27 protein-coding genes are annotated in these 18,786 nt (G+C 49.3%); 1 reads left to right on the forward strand and 26 read right to left on the reverse strand.

The window, feature by feature from the left end; genetic code table 11:
* The 22 genes from C1714_RS13495 to C1714_RS13600 form a co-directional block, all read right to left on the reverse strand.
* Positions 1-905, reverse strand: a 905-nt coding sequence (locus C1714_RS13495; RefSeq protein WP_135567959.1) for a hypothetical protein, incomplete at its 3' end; no start/stop codon positions are given.
* Positions 906-1,119: 214 nt separating this feature from the next.
* Positions 1,120-1,257 carry a hypothetical protein gene (locus tag C1714_RS14165; protein WP_167850085.1) on the reverse strand — a complete coding sequence of 46 codons (138 nt, stop codon included), beginning with the start codon at positions 1,255-1,257 and terminating at the stop codon, positions 1,120-1,122.
* On the reverse strand, positions 1,257-1,421 hold the full coding sequence (locus tag C1714_RS14170) for a hypothetical protein (RefSeq protein ID WP_167850086.1): 165 nt from the start codon (positions 1,419-1,421) through the stop codon (positions 1,257-1,259). Before C1714_RS14170 ends, C1714_RS14165 begins: the two co-directional genes overlap by 1 nt.
* A complete protein-coding gene (locus C1714_RS13500) occupies positions 1,414-1,563 on the reverse strand; it encodes an XkdX family protein (protein WP_102343754.1) in 150 nt (49 codons plus the stop codon). The genes C1714_RS14170 and C1714_RS13500 overlap by 8 nt, the downstream gene beginning before the upstream one ends.
* A complete protein-coding gene (locus C1714_RS13505; RefSeq protein ID WP_102343755.1) occupies positions 1,563-1,823 on the reverse strand; it encodes a hypothetical protein in 261 nt (86 codons plus the stop codon). Before C1714_RS13505 ends, C1714_RS13500 begins: the two co-directional genes overlap by 1 nt.
* A 438-nt stretch (positions 1,824-2,261) precedes the next feature.
* Positions 2,262-3,089: a hypothetical protein gene (locus C1714_RS13515; RefSeq protein WP_102343757.1), complete on the reverse strand. Its 828-nt coding sequence runs from the start codon at positions 3,087-3,089 to the stop codon at positions 2,262-2,264.
* Between the two features lie 33 nt (positions 3,090-3,122).
* Positions 3,123-3,884, reverse strand: coding sequence for a hypothetical protein (locus C1714_RS13520; RefSeq protein WP_102343758.1), 762 nt, complete (start codon positions 3,882-3,884; stop codon positions 3,123-3,125).
* Positions 3,877-4,065 (reverse strand): hypothetical protein, encoded by a 189-nt coding sequence (locus C1714_RS13525; RefSeq protein ID WP_102343759.1) that lies wholly within the window; start codon positions 4,063-4,065, stop codon positions 3,877-3,879. The genes C1714_RS13520 and C1714_RS13525 overlap by 8 nt, the downstream gene beginning before the upstream one ends.
* A 9-nt stretch (positions 4,066-4,074) precedes the next feature.
* Positions 4,075-4,500, reverse strand: coding sequence for a phage baseplate protein (locus C1714_RS13530; protein WP_102343760.1), 426 nt, complete (start codon positions 4,498-4,500; stop codon positions 4,075-4,077).
* The gene (locus tag C1714_RS13535) at positions 4,493-5,887 is read right to left on the reverse strand and encodes a siphovirus ReqiPepy6 Gp37-like family protein (RefSeq protein ID WP_102343761.1); all 1,395 of its coding nucleotides are present in this window, start codon (positions 5,885-5,887) and stop codon (positions 4,493-4,495) included. The genes C1714_RS13530 and C1714_RS13535 overlap by 8 nt, the downstream gene beginning before the upstream one ends.
* Positions 5,884-6,648, reverse strand: a complete 765-nt coding sequence (locus C1714_RS13540; RefSeq protein WP_167850088.1) for a phage distal tail protein — start codon at positions 6,646-6,648, stop codon at positions 5,884-5,886. Before C1714_RS13540 ends, C1714_RS13535 begins: the two co-directional genes overlap by 4 nt.
* Positions 6,649-6,755: 107 nt before the next feature.
* On the reverse strand, positions 6,756-9,137 hold the full coding sequence (locus C1714_RS13545; RefSeq protein WP_102343763.1) for a phage tail tape measure protein: 2,382 nt from the start codon (positions 9,135-9,137) through the stop codon (positions 6,756-6,758).
* Entirely contained in the window at positions 9,122-9,436 is a 315-nt protein-coding gene (locus tag C1714_RS13550; RefSeq protein WP_135567960.1) for a hypothetical protein, read from the reverse strand. Before C1714_RS13550 ends, C1714_RS13545 begins: the two co-directional genes overlap by 16 nt.
* Before the next feature lie 77 nt (positions 9,437-9,513).
* A complete protein-coding gene (locus C1714_RS13555) occupies positions 9,514-9,780 on the reverse strand; it encodes a hypothetical protein (RefSeq protein ID WP_102343765.1) in 267 nt (88 codons plus the stop codon).
* Between the two features lie 12 nt (positions 9,781-9,792).
* Entirely contained in the window at positions 9,793-10,350 is a 558-nt protein-coding gene (locus C1714_RS13560) for a phage tail tube protein (RefSeq protein ID WP_102343766.1), read from the reverse strand.
* A gap of 11 nt (positions 10,351-10,361) precedes the next feature.
* Positions 10,362-10,700, reverse strand: a complete 339-nt coding sequence (locus tag C1714_RS13565; protein ID WP_102343767.1) for a hypothetical protein — start codon at positions 10,698-10,700, stop codon at positions 10,362-10,364.
* Positions 10,697-10,942 carry a hypothetical protein gene (locus C1714_RS13570; protein ID WP_102343768.1) on the reverse strand — a complete coding sequence of 82 codons (246 nt, stop codon included), beginning with the start codon at positions 10,940-10,942 and terminating at the stop codon, positions 10,697-10,699. Before C1714_RS13570 ends, C1714_RS13565 begins: the two co-directional genes overlap by 4 nt.
* Complete coding sequence (locus C1714_RS13575) at positions 10,935-11,270, reverse strand: hypothetical protein (RefSeq protein ID WP_102343769.1); 336 nt, start codon at positions 11,268-11,270, stop codon at positions 10,935-10,937. The genes C1714_RS13570 and C1714_RS13575 overlap by 8 nt, the downstream gene beginning before the upstream one ends.
* On the reverse strand, positions 11,251-11,679 hold the full coding sequence (locus tag C1714_RS13580; RefSeq protein ID WP_102343770.1) for a Gp19/Gp15/Gp42 family protein: 429 nt from the start codon (positions 11,677-11,679) through the stop codon (positions 11,251-11,253). Before C1714_RS13580 ends, C1714_RS13575 begins: the two co-directional genes overlap by 20 nt.
* Positions 11,680-11,832: 153 nt before the next feature.
* Entirely contained in the window at positions 11,833-12,714 is an 882-nt protein-coding gene (locus C1714_RS13590) for a phage major capsid family protein (protein ID WP_102343772.1), read from the reverse strand.
* A gap of 20 nt (positions 12,715-12,734) precedes the next feature.
* Positions 12,735-13,199 (reverse strand): phage scaffold protein, encoded by a 465-nt coding sequence (locus C1714_RS13595; RefSeq protein ID WP_102343773.1) that lies wholly within the window; start codon positions 13,197-13,199, stop codon positions 12,735-12,737.
* An 87-nt stretch (positions 13,200-13,286) separates the two neighbouring features.
* Positions 13,287-14,699, reverse strand: coding sequence for a terminase (locus C1714_RS13600; protein WP_102343774.1), 1,413 nt, complete (start codon positions 14,697-14,699; stop codon positions 13,287-13,289).
* Between the two features lie 94 nt (positions 14,700-14,793).
* On the opposite strand from C1714_RS13600, the gene C1714_RS13605 reads away from it, so the two are divergent.
* The gene (locus C1714_RS13605) at positions 14,794-15,132 is read left to right on the forward strand and encodes a hypothetical protein (RefSeq protein WP_102343775.1); all 339 of its coding nucleotides are present in this window, start codon (positions 14,794-14,796) and stop codon (positions 15,130-15,132) included.
* A 156-nt stretch (positions 15,133-15,288) separates the two neighbouring features.
* Here the strand turns inward: C1714_RS13605 and C1714_RS13610 are convergent, their stop codons facing one another.
* From C1714_RS13610 to C1714_RS13625, 4 genes are all read right to left on the reverse strand, one after another.
* Positions 15,289-15,558 (reverse strand): hypothetical protein, encoded by a 270-nt coding sequence (locus tag C1714_RS13610; protein WP_135567961.1) that lies wholly within the window; start codon positions 15,556-15,558, stop codon positions 15,289-15,291.
* Positions 15,527-16,675 (reverse strand): hypothetical protein, encoded by a 1,149-nt coding sequence (locus tag C1714_RS14335; RefSeq protein WP_210115363.1) that lies wholly within the window; start codon positions 16,673-16,675, stop codon positions 15,527-15,529. The genes C1714_RS13610 and C1714_RS14335 overlap by 32 nt, the downstream gene beginning before the upstream one ends.
* Positions 16,675-17,925, reverse strand: a complete 1,251-nt coding sequence (locus tag C1714_RS13620; RefSeq protein ID WP_102343777.1) for a phage portal protein — start codon at positions 17,923-17,925, stop codon at positions 16,675-16,677. The genes C1714_RS14335 and C1714_RS13620 overlap by 1 nt, the downstream gene beginning before the upstream one ends.
* Positions 17,926-18,036: 111 nt before the next feature.
* Positions 18,037-18,396 (reverse strand): HNH endonuclease, encoded by a 360-nt coding sequence (locus C1714_RS13625; protein ID WP_102343778.1) that lies wholly within the window; start codon positions 18,394-18,396, stop codon positions 18,037-18,039.
* Positions 18,397-18,786 lie beyond the last annotated feature (390 nt).

Genomic DNA, 18,786 nt, shown 5'->3' on the forward strand with positions numbered 1-18,786 from the left:
CCTTTACTCACGCCATTGCCATAGGTGCCATCCGTGAAGTGCACCACGAAAGCCTGATACCAGGCTGAGGTGTAAGCCTTGGAACCGCGATAGTGCGCATAGCGGATACCGTCGGCAGAGAAGATCGCCTGCGGCGAGCACATGTAGGCGATGCCGGCCGGATCACGATACTTACCGTCCCACTCGCCATGTGTCAGCTTGCCGTCCTTGCCTACCTGGAAGAACAGGTAGTTCGTTGCGTCTGCCGGCTGGCCTGCTTTGCCATCGATCGAGCAGTAGGGGCCATAAATCGTTCCATAGGCGTTGCCGCCTGATCCACCCATCTCGAAGAGGTCATTGCCTGCCTTGGAAAGGATATAGACCGATGCGTCCATGTCCTTTAACTGCGCCGGCTTGTCCGGTACGATCAGGCCGATGTACTTGCCCTTGTAAACGCCGCAGGTCACCCCGCCGGCCTGAAACTCTGTAAAACCGTTTGCAATCATTGTTGTCTCCCAATATTTGTACCTGAGCGCCCCTAGCGCATCGCTCCAATTACACGGCTTATCGCAGGCCCGTCTTCCCATCTTGCTGTCGTGCTGATTGGTGCCAAACTGTTGGCCGTTGAAGTAGAAGCACACATGTGACAGCTTGTGTGTGGTTCCACCTCGCTTGGCATGCGGGAACAGGACGATGTCACCATCCCGAAACTGTCCGGCGGGAACGAAATCGAACCATTGCGCCCACCGTTTCCTGTTGTACCAGATGTTGTCTGCGTAGCCATCACCGCCGATAGGTGACTTGTAAGTAGGACAGCCAATAATGCGTAGAAACTCCTTGTATAAATCGACGCACTGGATACCGGCTACTCCATCAATGTCTTTGCCCCATCCGGAATACTTAGTGTGAAATTCTGAAGGTGTCATATGCCTCCTTTCGCGCATGAAAAAAGCCCCGATGGGGCTTTTGCATATTTATTTAAGCCTGTAAATCACGACAAGTGATCTACCATAACTGTTTGGCCCGCGAGCGGCTCCGCTAATGGTTTGCCCGACTTGCAAATAGGCAATAATAACTTGATAGCTAATCCGCGGATGACCTTGTAGGTGATGCTCCCGTACTGGATCGTCTCGACCATGGTTATCTCAGCTCCTTGATCCGGTCACGGATCTCTTCACTGCGCTTCGTGTACTGGTCGACGTCCTCGTACTTGGAAAGCTCCCGCACCAGGATCTCGATCAGATCCAGCATGTCAGCAACGACTCCCAGGAGCGCCATCAGTCGCCGCCTTCTTTCCTGCCGTCGGTGATCCGCTTCGGCTGTTCCGTCGTGGAATAGCGCCCGTTCATGTTGTTCGTTACCGATCCGATGGACACCTGCCAGTAGTAGGCGATGGCCTCCTTGATCTCCGGAATGCTCAGCCCGTAGCTGATCTCAGGCATTGAATGCCTCTCCTGTGATCTCTTCGTACTGTTCCGCAGTGATGAACTTCGGAACATAGACCTTGATGGCTTCCTTGGCAGCTTCTTCGCCCTTTTCACGCTTCAGGCGTGCGTAATAGTTCTTCACGAAATTGAAAAACATCAGTTAGTACCTCCTGTCTGCAGTGCGGCGATCATTTCCATCAGCCCGGCGATCGCGTCCTCATTCGCCTGGATGCGCTCCGTCTGATCCGGCTGAGCACTGTGGTCGATGACATTTCCCTGCGCATCCTTGTCCGGTTTTTCTGTCCATGTCGTGAAGACCAGCTCGTCCGGCTTGCTACCAGGGAGTAGACGTCCGTCGTCTCTCTGCCACTCTTCCGGCTTCTTCAGTTCCTTGCCTGCTGTGTTGAAGATTTTCATCGTGTTCTTTCCTCTTTTCTTTCTGAGTCCTGAAATCTGCACCTGGAAACAGCTCAGCGAAGAGCTGGTCCATGCGGTTCACTCTGAAGTAGTTGTTCGGTATCCGGAGAACCGTCCCGCGCCAGGAGCGATAGCACTCCGCCGCACGTTCCGGCTCCATCCCGATCCGCTTGAAGGTTCGGCCAAATGTCGTACTCATAGCGCTGGACCGATTCCTTCCAGTCTGATCCCTGCTTTGACTTCTGGAACGCTTCATAGAGCGCGCCCATGTTGGATACCTTTTCGATGCCCTGCATATAAAACAAACAAAAAACTCGGAGGCTGACAGGCTGCCGGACGTATCCGGCGCCGTCCTCCGCACATATTCGGCTGAATGAGCCGGGACAGTGGCTCCTTTCGGTCTGAATCCGCCCGCTGATCGCGGTCGGGATTCTGGATTTACTTGCAGATACCGAAAGCGGGACGGACCCCAAGCGAGTAGCTCGCGCCGGCGTAGCCGGCAATGCCGTTGTTGCCCACGTGAGCGAAATCCGCAGAGCTGACAACGTCGCGAAGCCACCAGGTGGTGCGGTTGATGATACGGCTGTGGTCAAGCCGGAACAGCGGGAGCTGTGACTTGTCGATGCTGTACCAGTTCGGCATGTTTTTCCCGTCATTCATGGCTGATCCGTGGAAATAATCGCATCCGTAAACCATGCGCTCATTCATCAGCTCGACCGTGCTGTCGTACCATGTTCCGCCTGACTCAGAGTTTCCGGAAACAGCGTTCTGCAGATGCTCGCGATGGTTCAGAATGTGATCACCGAATGCTGTCTTGATCGTGGTCTTTGCCTGTGCCAGGTTGGACGTGTACATTGCAGAGCCAACATACGCGCCGGTCGTGACGTTGCTGGTATTCATCTGCGCGCTGTAGAGAATCGTGTCCGGGACAATGACAAGATGGTGCGTCGTGCACTCCGTGTCTCCGGTATGCAGCCAGTAGTCGAATCCGGCGATCCGCCAGTTCACGTCTCCGATTGTCCAGTAGTCTCCGATGTAAAGATCCTTGAACGTTCCGGCTTCGATCTCAGCCAGCTGTTCATCCGTGACAGCATTGCCGAGGCTCTTGCCTCTGTAGAGGCTGTTATGGAATCCTGCAGTCTGGAAGTCCAGGAAGTTCGGCAGGTCTGTCAGCTGGAACAGCTTCGTGCCTGCATCTGTGGTGACGAGTGCCTTTGCTGATTTGTCTGTTGTTGTTCCGTAATTCTTCAAAAGTGAATCAGTCATATCTTCTTTTTCCTCCCCACTTAATCACTTTTTTCATTCGTAGATCAGATGCTTCTCGGTGATGATGTTGTTCCCTTCATCGTCCAGAACTTCGTTCCCTTCGTCGTCCTTCAGGATGAAATAAACATATCCGTCGAACCAGCTGAACCCGTGCGCTGTGTCAAATCCGGCAGGGAGAGAAGCGCTCAGTCTGTCGATCTGCAGCTGCAGGCTTCCTGCGACATCAGTTCCCAGCTTGTCCTTGATGGCGTTAAACCATTCGGTAAATTGTGCCTCGTTTTGCGCGTACCACTGCCCAAAATCGGGATTTTTTATCGTCGCTGCCACAATGCCGCAGAGACTTGTGTCCTTGCGCGTGTCGGTGATCGCAGCTTGTGTGATTGCTGTGGCACCAGCTGCGACGTAGATCTGTGCCAAAACAATCTGGTAGATGTTATTAGCTCTTACAGGTGCCGTTGCTGTCGGGCTTGCACTGTATGTGCCTGTGATCGCCTTGATCGTGATTTTCCGATCCGTGTCGTTACGCTCCACGACAATGGTGTCGATGCGCGGATAGGTTGCCCCTGCTGTTGCCAGCGTCAGCCTTGTGGCACTGTCAAAAAAGCGCACCTTGCCGTCGATGTTGGCATAGCCGGAAGAGACGGAAACATCCATCCCACCAGCGGATGTCACTTGCAATTCTCCGTCGAAAACACCGGTCGTGAAGAACTTTCGCAGCCACTCCGCAAAGCTGTCAGCGTCATACAGTCTGTCGCTGTCTACGCTATTCCAAAAAAGCCCATACTGATCACTCATGAGATACCTCCGAAACTGTAAAGAAGCGCACATCCGGATTGTTAATGAGGCGCGTCGTTACGAAAAAAGTTTGCCCTGATAAGTCGATGTATTCGCCTCTCTTAAAATCAACTGCAATCACGCGCTTTTCAGCCTGTAAAGCATCAAAAACGGCTGAGGATTCGATTTGTTTGATTTCCATGTTTTTCTCCTATGCGATTCTCACCCACATATAAACAGCCAAGTACGGAGGCAGATTGTTATGCGGCTGACCGCCGCCTACCCATGAAGTTCTTACAGCGCCGTTTTCTCCTGTTGTCGGTTCGTTATTATTAACTGCGCCGCCGTTAACCCATGTGCAGTAATCATTATTTCCGGTAGTGTTAACCGGATATCCGACCTGATAGGAGCCTGATGAGTGCCTATGCTTTGGCATTTCCGCTTTTGTTAGCGTGTGCTGTGCTTCTCCACCTGTTGATCCTGCGGCGTAAGTATCACCTGCCGCTAGCAGAAAACGATCCTTCAGGCGCTCCCATGTGCCTCCAAAATGAACAGATGGATTTGTAGCATCAATCGATAAGTAAATGCTCCCGATCGGCATCCGATCAGCCTGCATTGTCTTGATTTTTTCAGCCATACGCCACTCCTGTCACTAAGATCGCAAAGTCTGATGAGACCGCTTTTGTGCAGTAAAAATTGATCGTTTTTCCACCTGCATCGTCAACGCCGTAAAACTTAATCAATTGGAAATTAGCAAGCTCTGTATTCGTCGGTACTTGACTCGATCCGGTCGGATAAGCGCTGACATCGACCGTGTCCCACTGGTACGCATTGGCCATCGTTTTGGAATACTTTTGATAACCCACCCCATTGATCGTCTCCGATGTGTGTGCATCCGATGTGCTGACCGCGATGACTTCGCTTGCATGCTTTGATCCGCCAACACTGACACCGCCTCCGCCTGTGCTGGTCATCGTTCCCAGCAGGTTCTTGACCGTCAGACCTTCGCCAAACTTCGGCTCAATCTTATAGATGCCATTTTCATAAACTTCTGAAATCTCCGTGATTCTGAGGTTCTGCGTGATTCCGTAAGCTTCTTTTTGGACCGTTACAATATCGCCAAGATCGTAGTCTACAAGGTACTTAAAATTCCCATCCGGATTGACTGACGCATCGAAAGACGATGCCAGGATCGAATTTGAAAGAGCGACATTCCCACGCTGTTTAAGCGCATCTTTGTATTGATCGGCAGTAATCTTATCGCTCTGCACATCCGTCGCAGACAAAAAGCTCTCGCGTCTCTCTAAGCCTGTGGAATCGGTCGCTCCAACCTCAACGATTGTGCGATCCGATCCCTCGCCCTGCCCGCCAACATAGCAGACGTTTTTATAGATCTGTTCGTTTTCTTCATACGTCGCGCTGTCAAGATTTGCAAAGCCATCTGAAAAGATGACACGCTCCCGATCTGACTGCGTGATGGAGTGATCCAAGCCTCGATAAAACTCAAAATAGATCTTCTTGTTTACAAAATCAGGACGGAACCGGAAACCTGTTGCCATCCCAGCACAGATCTCTTCCACCTTAGCCAAAAGACTTTGATAGGTCGCTTGGAAGGTAACTGTCTCCGTGTAGCCATTCAGCGGTCCAAGCTCAACCTGGGGAATTGCCGCTGCATTGCTATAGATCTCCCTGATCGCCAGCTCTGCCTTTTTCCCGTAGCAGGCGTAAAAAGGGCGAATCAGCCGACGATCCATATAGGATGACAAAAAGCGGCCTTTGGCTGTGATCTCAGCTTTCTTTGCCGTTTCTTCAAGCTTTAGATCCTCGATCACGCCTGCTTCTTTCGCACCTTTCTTCCAGACCAAAGAGCCACGCCGCAGCAGTGCAGTATTGGCTTCTGTGATCGGGCAGTGCAGTTCGAAAGATCCTGGTTCTGAGTATTTCCGGTTCCATTGCAGGCTCGAAAAATTGTCTACAATACCGGCAAAATCCATGCTTGCAGTATAAATCCTAACTTCGATCATACACTGGTGTACCTCTGACGGTAACTGATCCCGATGATCATGCTGTCAACGCCTTCATCCGCACTGTAACCGATGCTGTTTGTTCCTCTCGACAGCTGCAAAAAAGTCGAATCTTCGCTCAGATACTGGTTGATGCTGGACGTGTTCCCATCGTGTGTCAGCATAACCTTTTTATTGCCGTTGTCCGTCGTCACCGTCACAACGTCCCCAGCCACTAGGCTAAGCGGTTTTGCCGTTGTCCCGATGGAGATGTGCGCATGATCCTCGACGCGCGTAATGGACGGGTTTTTTACCGATCCATTGCATGTAATCTGGATCGTCATTCCTGTACCATCAATGCTCTGTTCATTCCGAATAACTTTTATCTTTTCTTTTTGGCGATAACCAAGCTCCTCTTTGGCCACCGTAAAAGCATGCTTGAAAGAGAAGGATGGCATAAATGAGGACATCGTAAAGCTTGTGTCGTAAAGATCATAAAAGTAAGGATCTGGGCAGATCAAAGAGACTTGATGTGTACGATATGCGTTAATCCCGTCCGAAGTTACTTTCTCGACAATGTACTCAATCTTGCGCTCTTCACTCCCATCTCTGATCAGCAGTTCTCCTAATGTCTTTTCCTCAAAAAGCGCATTCAGAAAAGCACGGTTTTCAACATAATTCCCGATGTCTTTCAATGTCAAAACAATATTGCGCTGTTTCAGCGATGACGAATGATAAACAGATCCATCAACACCAGTGTTGGATGAAGTGTTGACGTTCATTGTTTTGGAATACAATCCATCCGCATCAGCCAAAAGAAAGGGCGAGAATCCGCCCTCTCCAAATGTACAAATTAAGCCGCTTTTATTTGTGCATGTGATTGACCGCATTAGACACCTCTCAATGACAGCAGCAGCTCACGCGTCGAGTTGCGTGTCTGCCGTGCAATCTCACTGGGATCAAGCTCAGACGGTGCGTTTATGGTGATGTTCTGATTGAACGTCTGTGAAGAATTGGAGACCATGTTCCGCATATAGTCCTCCGACATAATGACCTCACGTCCGGCCTCCCCGCCGCCAAGCAGATTGCTGCCGTTTGTCCCGAAAATCGTCGCACCTTCCAGAATAATCGGCTGATCCATAGCTTTGCTATACCAGTTAACAGAAACAGAAGGAACACCGCCGTTTGCATTAAAGCCACCGCTCATTGAGAAGTGGGGAATCGCAATATGCTGGTTGAACTCGAATTTCGTGTTTTTGAACTTCCTTGCCATTTCATCGATACTTTCGATGACTTTTTTCTTCATCGTATCCATCGTTTTGGAAATGGATGTATCAGCATCCGTGAAGCTCTTCTGCATTGTCGATAGATCTGTTTTTAGCCCGGAAATCCCTGTTTTGATTTTCGGGAACTGAAGAATCAGCTTATCGAAGTGCTTCGTCATAGTTTTCATGGCTGGATTAAAAACAAGGCTTGCCGCCGAAACAACCCCCATATTCACGGACATGTCCAGAAGGCCAAGGCCTAAAGCCACCGCTCCGGCTGCCCCCGCAGCAGAGCCAAGCCCAAACGTTGTCAATCCTCCAGCCAACTCAAGAAATGCCAGTGCAGACGACGATCCATATTCCGAAACAATCGGAAGCTGTTCCGCCAGCTTAGCCATTCCCGAAGCGGCAAGATCAACACCAGCACCAATGCCAAGAACAGCGGCTCCAAAGGCAACGAATCCAACTGCTCCAGCTGTTAACGCCGGTCCTAACATTGCGGCACCAGCTGCTAAGCCAGCAATTGACACAACCATCAATGCCATTGCCGTTCCTGCTCCCGGGCCAGCCTGTGTTACTTTTACAGCTGCATCCGCAACCTGTTTGATCCCAACACCAGCAAGAGCAATTCCACCGCCAAGTGCAACTAGGGAAAGAGCCTGCCCTGCCAGCTGACCAAACGAGGTAGATGCCTGTGTCACTCCTGGTGCCGCTTGCGCAGCAGATGTTCCAAGACCGGTAAGTTTTGAGGCAAACCCGCCTGCTTTTGTGGCCACATTGCCAAAATGTGATGTAAGACTTGCGGCTCCTGAAATTAATTTCCCGCCAGTGCTGATAACCGGTCCGGCAGCGGCTGATAAAAGAGCAGCCTTAATAATCAGATCTCGCGTTGACGGGTTCAAACCTTCCCAGATTTCGCTTCCCTTCTGCAGAATCGGTACAAGTGTCTGCACCGCCGACGTGATAGATGGCATGACTGCCTCGCCGATCTGATACCCAAGCACCATCAGGTTATTGAGCACTGTTTGCCACTGATCGGCAGGATTCTGCATTGCGTCAAAGGTATCAGCTGTAGACCCTAGTGCATCCTGCAGACTTGTCTGCGATTGCGTAAACATGTCCGCGTTCAATGTTCCATTGTTAAACAGCTCATACAGCTTTGCTCCTGCTCGTGTCCCGAAGATGGCAACAGCATCATCGGAGCTCCCTACTGCCTTCTGGAACTCCTCCTGCATGCTGACACCATCCTGCATAGCGGATGCCTGCACACGCGTAAGCCCCATCATGACCGTCTGCACATCAGCTCCGGATTTCTCTAACTGACCAAGGAGCACAGCAGAATCCGAAGCATTCAATCCCATGCTCTGCAGCGCGGTGCTGTTCTGCACCATCAGCTGTTCCAGAGTGTCCATGCTGATGCCGGTATCCTGACCAACCTTATTTAAGGTGTCAAGCATTGCGCCAGCGTCGTCAGCTGTAAGCCCAAAGGCAGACATTGCCTTCTGCACATTATCAATGGAACTGTTTACATCAACATTGTTGATCTGTGCAAACTTTAGGAATTGCTGTGACATTTCCTCCAGCTGCTCCCCTGTTGCACCAAATCGGGTATTGATTTCACCAACGGCTGTTCCCGCATCTGCAAAGCTGACCGGCATTGTTGTTGCCAGATCCTTAACCGTCTGCTGCATCTTTTCAAGGGCTTCGCCGGAAGCTCCTGTTTTCTGCACAACAATGTCAAGACCGTTATCAACCTTGGACCACGAAGCCATCGCAGCCGTGATTCCGGCCGTAATCGGAACGGAGACTTTCTTAGAAAACTCATCACCGAATTTTGTTACGTTCTTTCCAAACGAATCGGAAAAGCCTGATCCTGCTTTCTTACCGGCATTCTTTCCGGATTCTTCGGATGGATCTTCAAGCGCTGTTTTAAGGTTCCCGCTAATATCTTCTGTTGTTGGTACAATCCGCACGTAGGCGGTTGCCAGTTCTATTCCTTCTGCCATTTCTTCCCTCCATAACGTGCTTCAAAAAACTCTTCCGCGCTGCTGAACTGCTTAACGCCTTTCTGCTGCACATGTTCCGCCTCTCTACCAAGCACCCAGTCGACTAACCTTGGCGGATAGTCATTACCTGAATTATTTGAAAGAAGCCAGCATACATTTGTGAGCTTATCGATGATCATGGCACATGCCAGTGATTCTGGAAGCTCATTTTTTACACCTGAGATCTTCTTCTTTGTTCTCGAATCAGCCCTGAAACCGGAAACAAGCACCGCCACCTTGGATGGCGGCAGTGCTGTCATATCGAATAAATGATACGTTTCCGCCAGATCACACACAACCTCATCGTGGTAATCCCGCAGAGTTCCGGCAAGGGCAATCAGTTTTTTCCTTCGCTGATCGAATTGAGGAACGAAAGAAACTCCGAAGACATGGATGTGCTGTGCACAATTCCATCCTTCGACAGACCGCGCACATGTTCTTTCAATGCGGCATAGCCTTCCTCGCCAAGAGTCATCTTCATCCCCTGAATGAGCGCAGATGATTTTCCTTTGTCCGCTTCCGTCAGGATCTCGACCAGTTCCCAGTTATCAACGGCGGTCACATTGACTTCCCATTCGAAGCCTGTTTTTGTCTTGCCCTTCATTGCATTCACCCATTATGCCTTCGACTTGATGTAGTCGGTCGAGGTAAGGCCGGTTCCATCGCCAAGAGCGGTGATAGTTACGCCATAGCCAATAGCTTCATCCACCTTGTAAGATACATCGCCCAGCTCAGTGATCTTGCCATGTGGAATCACGATGCGCATCAGGCTCCCGTCATCAAGGATCTGATCAATCACCCATGCATGCTCAACGGGCTCTGCAGAGTTATGCGACACAGACATGCCGGTTGACACATCCGTCTTGACGTTATCTTCACCGTATGCAACCTTCTGCACATCAACGTTCAAGGCTTCAATCATCGTAAAGCCAAATGTTTCTGTGACATCCGTCTGCATTACCTTGACCGTATTTCCGCCCCAATCCTTGATCCCCTTCGTGGAACGCTTGATCTTGCGCGTCAGGCCATCATCACCAATCGTACCGACACAAACAAACGCTTTATCCAAATCAGCATCTGCAGATGTCGGAAGCGTAGACCCTGCCGGCGCATAGAAAATTGCGCCAGTGCTCTTAGGCTTGCCAACAGCGATGTTTGCAGTATTGTTTCCCATTTTTTAACCTCCTATATCTCTTTCGAGACAACCGAAAAGACCGCCTGATAGCGATATTGCTTGGCGGCCATGTTTGTAAAATTGTAATCACTCACCAGCTTTATTGATGTGATGCCATCAATCTCAGCCTGCAGCAGAATGCGCTTCATGTGATCATTCAGAGCAGCTGCATCCGCAAGACGTGGTGCAATCGACTGTACAGCAATCGTGCAGGTTGTAATCCAGTTTCGACTTGTAGAGCCCGTGCGCTCAACGATACAGTACTCATCCGGCACATTCTCAGGGCGCTCCATGTATGTTTTGATGCCGCTGGAATTAAGCAGCTTCCTGATTTCATTTTCCGGAATCATCCGCCCACTCCTTTCAGCACCGTGTTATTGTCGAGATTATCCTGTTTTGCCTTGTCAGTATCAGGATAAACATACGACGTAACACGCCCGTCTTTGCTGGAATAGTTGATGTTCACTTTGTATCCATCTCCCATTGCAGCGGCTTTCTGATTTGCGAAATTCTGCACCATTGCCCTTGTTTCCGGCGCTTTGAGCAGTTTATTTACACCGGCTTTGTTCAAAACAAGTTCGAAGTCACGCATATAGCTCAACCTGGTATTTATCGTTCCATTCTAACGGAACAAGAGTATCGATACCCTTCTGCGACAGTGTGAACACATGCCAGCGCTTGCCGAAAAACTTAACAATTGCGTTTTCCCAGACATGCGTGTCACCTTTCGGAATTGCGATCTGATAAACAGCTTTCTTGCCGTACAGATTCAGAGTTTCCAGAAGTTCCTGCGAAGACAGCGGAGCCACAAGAACGTTGTGCACCGTCTCCTCTGTTTCTTCATAGATCGGAGCTCCAAAATCATCCTCACCCGTCTGGACACGCGTCACAATCTGAACATCAATTCCCTGCAATGCCATACAGATCCACCAATCCATACCGCTGGCGTGTCAGCCCTAAACGCTTCAGATCCTTGTTGAGGATACTGATTCCGCCACCAGTATTCGCATATGTTCCAGACCACGAATACCCAAGTGCCGACTGCGATTCCTGAGATAAAGTGCTTGACCGATTGGCGCTCACGTTTTCAAGATAGCGAGAGACAATGTCAACGGTTACGGACTTGACGACCGACGCATATACAGCTCCGTTTGCGATCATGGCATCAAGATCCTGACCTGTTTTCTTAGCTTCCATCCGCAGGCTGTCAGAAACGATGGGGAGAAGATCCCTTGCCATTTCCTGCTGCTCATTGGTCAATGTCTTCCAAAGTGCAGACACATCGTCTACCGTTGCATAAGCATCAGTTTTTGCTGTTCCGTCTGCCATTGCGTGTGCCTCCACGTTTCTTAGCTGGTGTAGCCGTGTCAGTATGATCCGAAACGAAAGATGTATTGGGAGACTGCTTAACAGCCTCCCAATCTCCACTCAGTTCAGACGCAACATCAATCACGGCTCCCGTCTTGGTGTTGCGGAACAGCATTACTCCGTCTCCTTGACGATAGCGAAGTATTCCGGCGCGAGGATGCCCCAGCCAATGTATGCTTCTGCGCGCAGATAAACCTGATTGTGGCCCTTCAGATCGCCCAGAGACGTGTCGTTGTCGGGGTTGCCGTACTCGATTACCTCCAGCGGGATCTGCTTCGCATAGCCCCATTTGAAGGCAGTAAAGTCACCGATCAGCGCATGGTCCTTGCTGGATGCACCGGAAACCGTCGAGTTAACATCAAGACCCATTGCGCCGATGGTTGCAGGGCGTCCGCCGAATGCGAATTCCGGATACTTTCGCGCTCCATTAACAGTCAGCGCGGCAATAGCGCTGCGCATTGCCGGCGACATTGCAATACCGTTTGCGTTGCCGTCTGCCGATTCAATCGCTGCCAGTGCAGCATCAATGTTCACATCAGCAGTAGCAGCAGCATACTTCACGATGTTTGTAATCTTGGCATCGAAGTTATTATCCCCAACAACCGCCGAAGAAGTGCCTGTACGCGGGTTCACGCCATGCAGTGCTGCCAGATCAAGGCCGCGTGCGAACTTCGTTGCAGCAGCCTCGGTAAACTGTGTCAGCACATCAACGCGTGCTTCTTCCGTTCCATAAAGGAATTCATCCGAGACGCGAGCGCCATACTCAAACTTGATCGGGATGATCGTGACAGGCTTAACCGTTGCGCCGCCTACAGTCTTTGCACCATTTTCAGCGACAATATCAGCCTCCTTATCGAGCGTAAACGTCATTTCCTTGTTGCCATTAAAGGCAATTGCAGACATTGGGCAAAGGGCCGCTAGTGCGCTGTGTCCCTTCACCTTGTTAAACATTTCGGTAACCAGTACCGGATCGAGCATTGTTCCTCTTTCGAGCATTTTTTATTCCCTCCGTTTTTCTATTTTTTAAGCTTTTCGCTCAGTTGCTTGACAGCCGTCTTAACTTTGTCTTCCGTAGTTTCAGACGATGCAAGCGGTGCAGTTTGATGGCCTTTACCAATCAATCCAACCAGTGATTCGGCATCCTTGCGGATGTCATCTTCAGTATCCCCAGACAGCCGGCCGGAAAGCTCATACGGTAAGCCAACTTCATGGGCAATTCGCGTTTTTACCGAGTCGGACTCGTAACCCTTAATCTTGGCATCCCTTTCTGAAAGCTGCTTATCATAGTCTGCATATTTCTTGGCTTTTGCCTCAGCATCCTTGGTAAGCGAAGCGATCTGCGAATCATAGTCTTTCTTGATCTTTTCCAGATCTGCGGGACTGGTGTAGCCTTCATATTTCTTGGCTTCCCGGCCAATTCTTTCCTTGATTGCAGATTCAAATTCTTCCTGTGTAGTGATCGGTGTAAAGTTTTCCGCCATAATGTTTTGAAATCTCCTTTTCCCTCTTCAATCCGTGAGGTATACGTCATTTGAAACTATCTAAAAAGCCGGCCATTTCTGACCGACTTAATAGAACACTCTCTGCTTCCGGCGCTCTTTCGTCTTTCGACAGCTCCAGAAGGCAAAAATCATTGATTCCATCAGGGATACATCAACGTTTTCCTTGATGGATTTGTAGCCAAAACCACCGTTTGATCCAATTGCACGGCGCTGGACGTTCGTGACCGACTGCGTGAGCGATGGCTGTCCTCTGTGACATATCAGTTTCTGATCGAGATTCTGCTGGAACAATGCGTTTGCCTCAATGACTTCACTGACCTTTGGAATGATCGGCGGCTTCTTGATGCCAGCGTCTTTCATCGCATCCATGAGCATCTGCTGTCCGCTTTGGCCATCGATCACGACGTTCTCAAGATCAGCTTTCTTCAGGAAACGAATTATCCAACCAAGACCATTGCGCTGCGGCTGACAGTCAATGCCTTCAACGAAGATCGCATCACTGTATGTTTTCACTGCAATGCTCAGGGAAACATTCTTCCCATCTGCACTGAAGCGGATTCCGGCATACAGCTTTCCTCTGAACTTCGGCAACGTGTCTACTTTCAGCTCATTCCACTGATTCTCAGAGATTGCTGATCTCAGGTTCTGTGTTGTCCAGTACCCAAGACGCTGGATGTTGAAATCAAGCTCATTCGTTCCGATCTCATCAGCAATGATGCGCTCGGTCAGGATCGTTCCGAGCGATGGATTTGTTTCGTACCAGGCATCGACATCGTGAACATCTGTCAGATGGTCAACAGACCATTCCTCCCAGCAGGCGTCTTTCTTATCTCCCGAAAAGATCGCCTTCCGTAGATTCATGAATACCGTACCTGATGATACCGGTGTAGGCGGTGTCCCGCATAGCAAAGTCTGTGGATTATGGGAGGACGATATAACATACTTCAGCGTTGTTTCCTGATCGTCCTGATATTCCTGGGCTTCATCAATCACCAGAAGATCGAATCCTTCACCAAGGCCTCCCTTTGACGTTCGTGTGCGAAAGCTGCATTTCCCTTTCGTGCCTATCATCTCGATACGTTCAAGGCCATACTGCCGGTAGGAATCGAAGTCTTCTTTTTCCTTGTAACCGCAGGCTGTCAAAGCATCATACAGACGCTGGAATGCGCTGGAAGACGTTGGAGTGCGATGTGCTGTATGCAGAATGGTTTCTCCATTCATCAATCCGTACAGCTCGCGCATGACAACGACTTCGTTCTTTCCGTTTCGACGTGGAACAGCATATCCAAACTTAGTATGCACCCACAGATCTTCGGAATTGTAAGCCAGCATGTCATAGATCAGAAGCCTCTGCCAGTCCATAGCCTTGCGGCCTGTCTTCTCGTACAGATCAACAGCTTCCTGTCCGTGCGTTTGCGTATATGGAAGAACAACGGATGCGGTGGGAGTCTGGCGACCTAATCGCTTAGGTGCTGCCATCGTTCCTCCTATCCGTTATCCGTTTCCTTCGGTGGTCTGAATATCTTTCTCATATTCCTCCTTGATATACTTTTTGTGAATTGGAGAATGTACTATGACCAAATCGATATCATCAAGAAAAATTGATAGAGTCATGGATAAGATTATTCAAAATCCGCAAATGACAATTGAGGATTTAAATGACATTGCCGCAACACCAGATGGCAAAAGATCACTCGAAACGCTGAAGGCAATGCATGCAATCAGCTATAAAGTTTCTTTCAGCGGCCCTATTTATGACTTGAAAATTCTTGATGAAGGAATTCTTTACTTTTATAAGAAAAGGCAGCAGATGATGGGGTTCTGGAAAGGCTTTCTTACTGGTATCATTTCTACTGTTACAGCCGGGATCATAATGAACCTGATCATGAAAGTCATCACTGCCATATTTTGATTGTCACCAGAACACAAAAAGGAACTGAGACCGCAAATCCCAGCAATAACCCAATTGCCCAGTATATTTTTTGCTTTCTGTTCTCCATATCTTCATCCATCAAAAAAGCACCCGAAGGTGCTCAATTTATTAACTTTTGAATCATCTAATGCAATATTATGCAGGTTCTACTCTATCAATTTCAGCTTTCAATTCCTTATACAATTCATCGACAGGTGTTTTGTCCCAAAAAGATTCACCCGGATCAAAATCATATCCTTCTTTTGCTTTTTCGATGCTCGGACAGTATTCAGCAGTAATTACTTCGATTGGACTTAAATGGAGTACATGAAAAAGTGCACCATGTTTATTAACAAACGTTGCAAGGTCTCCACCGATATCAATTTCTTGATAATCATTTCTTATTCGTTGCGCCAATTCCGCCATTGTGTCCATCGAATTCTACTCCATCTAAAGTATACCATTTCTGCACATCTTGTTTGCTTAATCTGTAATAAGCTCCTCCGTGATGAGATCTTTCACTTGGATGATATCTGAATGTACCGTCGCCTCCAAAGAGCGCGCGATACCCTCCTCCGCTTTCAAAAGGAACTCCTTTGTAATCTCCCTGCCCAAGCGAGTCAAGTACAGTCACACCATGTGATTCTAAAGCTGTCTTTAGGGATGAAGGTGTATAGTCTGCCAAAACGGTTGGATCCTGCAAAATAACATCATGAAGACGATTAGCTCCCTGCCGTGTTAACTCGGCTTCAAACTCTCTTTGACGTGGTGTTCTTAAACTGGATCCGATGTTATCTCCAGATTGAGCGAAACTGATTCTTTGATTTCTTTCCGTTTCTGTGATATCGCTCCAGCTGTTGGCCTGCCAGTCGCCTTTACCCTGCCGAAATACGCCTCTCTTGGTTTTGTAGGTAATGATGCACCCGCATCCCGGATGACGCTCAAACATACCTCTGGCATAGGCTTCTTTATACGGAACATCGGTACCACATCTTGCCTTGCACCACTGGCAGTCTTCCCCGCCGCCCTTATCCGTTGTATGCACTCCTACATCGTCGTACTCTCTGGAAACAAGTACTTCAACACCTGAATTGCTGGCGAAGTCTGCGCTTCTTCGTTCGCTGTCATCTGCGTAGCGCTGTGATTGAAGAACAATGTCATACTTCAGCGCATTCAACCCTTCCTGAACATCTTCATACCCACTCAACTTGGTTGCAAAAACAGCCGCAGTACTTACGTATGCAGCTGTCGAAGGATTCAAACCAAAACCGGAAGATTCGTTCGCGGATTTCTGCGCTGTTTGCGATGCGTTCTCAACCGCCTGATAATTTTCACGGAAAACGGTATCAAGCATTTCTTCTTCGGAGCCGCCCAGATCATCCGCTCTATCCTGCAGCGTTTCAACCGACAGCTCACCAGCGCGAATACTGTATTTCTGCAATGCTGAAAGATCTCCGCCTGCAACCGTCTTCCGTATCTGCTTTAACTGACTGTCATTCTGCAGCTTGCGGCGGTATGCTTCTCGAATTTCATTTGCATCCATCAGAAGCCACCGTTATTTGTGTTATCTGAATCCAACCCGGTAAGATCGCGCATGTTCTGATCGCCAAAATAGCCTGGGACAGCCTGATTAACTTTAACAGCCGCATCCCCAATCGCCGCAATAGCCGCCGCATCCGGTTCGAATACCGGCTCCCACATTGGTGTTGTCTGATACAGCTGGTTACGCTTATACGGATATTTATCTCGTATGCATGCGGCAAGATAACCGGCATTAAGGAAGCCGACACCAAACGAGCGCTCTGCTTTCTTTGCCATCAGGCGGAGACTTTCATGTGATGCCTTGATCGCATCATAGCTTGAAGGATTCGCTGTGCTGAATCCAAGATCATCAAGCGTTAGCCCTGTCTCGCCGGCGAACAGAGACGCATACGTTCTGATTTCATCAGCATAAGGCGTTAGCTGCGCCTGTTGGAACTGACCGATTGTAGGATTCGGAACGCTCTGATCCTCACTGCGGAAAATCTGTAGGAAACTAGAAAGAGACGCAACCTGCTTATCCATTGGAACAGAATCAGGGTCCATACCAACAAGATATTTCTGAGGGAAGCTCGCAACTTCAGAACAGATGCACATGTTCATCAGCGCATCCTTCGTGTTATCCTGATAGCTCATGCATGCCCGTGAAATGCGGCTGTGGCCAAACGGCCGAACCGAATCCGGGCGATTGATAATTGGAACCAGCAGCGGATATGGTGCGACATTTGTGAGCTCATAGGGAAGTAATCCACGCTCATAAATTTCTGTGACGCCTGCCGTAAAGTATGCCTCAATCATCGGCACCTCATGATCATCGCGTTTTAATACCGCATATCCTTCCTGCAGCATATTCGTGATCGGGTCGATAACACCAGTTGCATTTGCTCCATCAATCACCTGCAGACGCGGATTTCCATACTCATCTTCAGAGATGTAGATAAAGTCACACGAAGAAATCAGCGCGCCGAGGATCGCAGAATCATAGAGAACGTCGGAATTGTTCATCTCATAGATCTGTGTAAGGTTGAAATTATCATTTCGGAATCCGCGGAACTGAAGACGATCCGCCAGAGAATCAACCGACTTCGTGCACCACCCACTGATCAGATTAAACTTTGACTGCATCGAGTGCGGGACCATCAAATTGCGCGGCGTATGCTGATCCTTCATCTCGTAATACTCATATCTTGTCAGCACCCGGCTGCGCTTACTGGCGAGCTTATTCCTCAGATATCCGATGCCTTTATAGTCCATTGATTGCCTCCGTTCGCTTTGTTAGCGAGAAATATTCGCAGTACCGGGCGCTGTTGCGAGCAGCCCCTGGGATGGGGTCTACCCGCCCCATATCGTAAATGAATGTGTTTATTAATTCTGATCGCTTCGGTAGGACGCCCAGTCCCGGCTCTGGGGAAGAACCCGGTTACCAATCGACTGATCAGGAATGTATTTCTTGTTCAGTACTTTGTCAGCTTTTGCCCTGTTGCATGCAAGATGAGCAAGCTGCATGTTGCCGATGTCTGACGGATGCCCGCCTTTGGCGATCGGGATGATGTGGTCAATCGTCGGAGACATCGGATCTGGGAACTTCAAGGAGAAATCCACTGGCCTTCCGCAGATCGCGCACACTGTCTGCGTCGCATAGATAATCTTCTTGTTCTTATCGAACGCAGCTCTGAAGTGCCCGTCTTTGTCCGGACGATTCCGCTTGTACTTACCCTGTCCCATTTGTACCTCCCCGGGTATCTCTCTAGATTTGCCTTATCCCGTGCTCCCTCTTCCACCACCGGCGGTACGGCTCACAGTTGCCAAACTGGATCATGTCCCAGCACCGCGCCTCGCAAGTAGTGCATGGGCAGGATGCCAGCTGCTCGATGCGCCGGATGGCGTCTCTGTAGTCCGCATCTGACAGATGCGATAGATCATGCTCCTGATCGATGTCGGTCATACGTGCCTCCACAAAAAGAAAGAGGCCGGGAAGACGTATGTCAGAAAAGGTGGATACCGGCCTCTTATCAAAGGAAAACGGCAGCCATCTTTCTGACCGCCGTTCTTCACGATATAAATATAAACCATCTATTTGGAACATTTGGAACAGATTTAAAAAATATCAAAAAA

The sequence above is a fragment of the Galactobacillus timonensis genome, assembly GCF_900240265.1.
GTDB classification, from domain to species: Bacteria; Bacillota_I; Bacilli_A; order Erysipelotrichales; family Erysipelotrichaceae; genus Bulleidia; species Bulleidia timonensis.